2 protein-coding genes are annotated in these 1,145 nt (G+C 61.6%); one reads left to right on the top strand and one right to left on the bottom strand.

The genetic code is table 11. The annotated features are described in order from the left end of the window. Positions 1-491 precede the first annotated feature (491 nt). On the top strand, positions 492-785 hold the full coding sequence (locus EOA24_RS38735; RefSeq protein WP_126083407.1) for a hypothetical protein: 294 nt from the start codon (positions 492-494) through the stop codon (positions 783-785). 70 nt (positions 786-855) lie between these two features. Here the strand turns inward: EOA24_RS38735 and EOA24_RS38730 are convergent. Beyond that, a partial coding sequence (locus tag EOA24_RS38730) for a hypothetical protein (RefSeq protein ID WP_127410867.1) occupies positions 856-1,145 on the bottom strand: 290 nt, incomplete at its 5' end.

The raw sequence follows: 1,145 nt of genomic DNA, 5'->3' as shown, positions 1-1,145 counted from the left end.
CCATTGCCGCCATTGCCGCCGTGGCTACCGCCATTGCCGCCGCCATGGCCGTTGCCGGCGAGCGCCGGGGCCGCCGCGAGCGCCAGAATGGCAAGGGATGCCAGAAGTGTCTTACGCAATGTCATTGTACTTCTCCGCAGATGAATCGTTACCGTGGCCCAACCGCTAGGCAGCGTCTTATGAGAATTTCCTAACGGCGTCGGATAAACTTTAGGCAATTGCGGTCGCCAAATGAGAGCATCGCCGTCATTGCCCCGCACTCTTCCAAAAAAATTCCGTTAACTCATTGAAATGACACAGAAATACAAAGGGCCGAGCGCTTTTGGGCCGTTTGGAAAAATGAGGGCCCTTGTCTCGCCGGACCATGGTCCCTAGGGGCGCCATTGGGCACGCGAAAGCCCCGCAGGTCGAGCGCGTTCGGGCGCTCGGAACACTCCTGCCCCGCCGGGATTAAATGACTGAAGGGACGTTACCTGAAAGGACCAATCGTCATGAAACGCATTCTTCTTGCCGCCGCCCTGCTTGCTCTGTCCGGGGGTCTGGCGACAGCGCAGTCGGGCACTTCGTCGGGCACTTCGTCGGGTTCTTCATCCACGACGACGATGCCCAGCAGCCAGGACACGGATCAGACCAAAACGAACTCGACCAATCCAAACTCGGCGAAGGATTGCGCCCCCGGACAACAGACGACCGGAACCGCGAAGCAGGCAGCCCCTGGACAACAGGACACCAGCGCCAAATCGAACGCTCCCGGGCAGATGAAGACGACAGCGGAAGGCTGCTAGGGCGTTGCAGCGTCTCTTGAAACGGGGGACCGCCTATCTCCGTTTTAGTGCGGTCGCGGAGGGGACCGTTTCACGCGGCGTCCACGTCGCCGGCGGTGTCCGGCGCCTCGGGCGAGGTATCCGACTCCTCACCCGAGCCGGTCGGAGAGAGCACCGTCAGATCCATGCGGGCGATGCGGGACGCGGCTTTTCCTTGCGCGTTCGGCTCGCCCGCATTCGTCTCGGAGACCGAGGCCTTTGCAAGGTGGCCGACGCTTTCCGCGCTCTTGCCCGGGAAGGTTTCCGACGATCCCTGAGGTTTGCTCGAATGATGTACGAGGCCAGCGGAATGCTGGCTTCCGACGGGAGAGGTCATGGCTG

The organism is Mesorhizobium sp. M2A.F.Ca.ET.039.01.1.1 (genome assembly GCF_003998035.1).
Classification (GTDB): Bacteria; Pseudomonadota; Alphaproteobacteria; order Rhizobiales; family Rhizobiaceae; genus Mesorhizobium.
This window is presented reverse-complemented; position numbering and strand designations above follow the sequence as displayed.

Coding starts and splice junctions, on each gene's coding strand:
- EOA24_RS38735 (WP_126083407.1), top strand. CDS start 492: ATGAAACGCATTCTTCTTGCCGCCGCCCTGCTTGCTCTGTCCGGGGGT.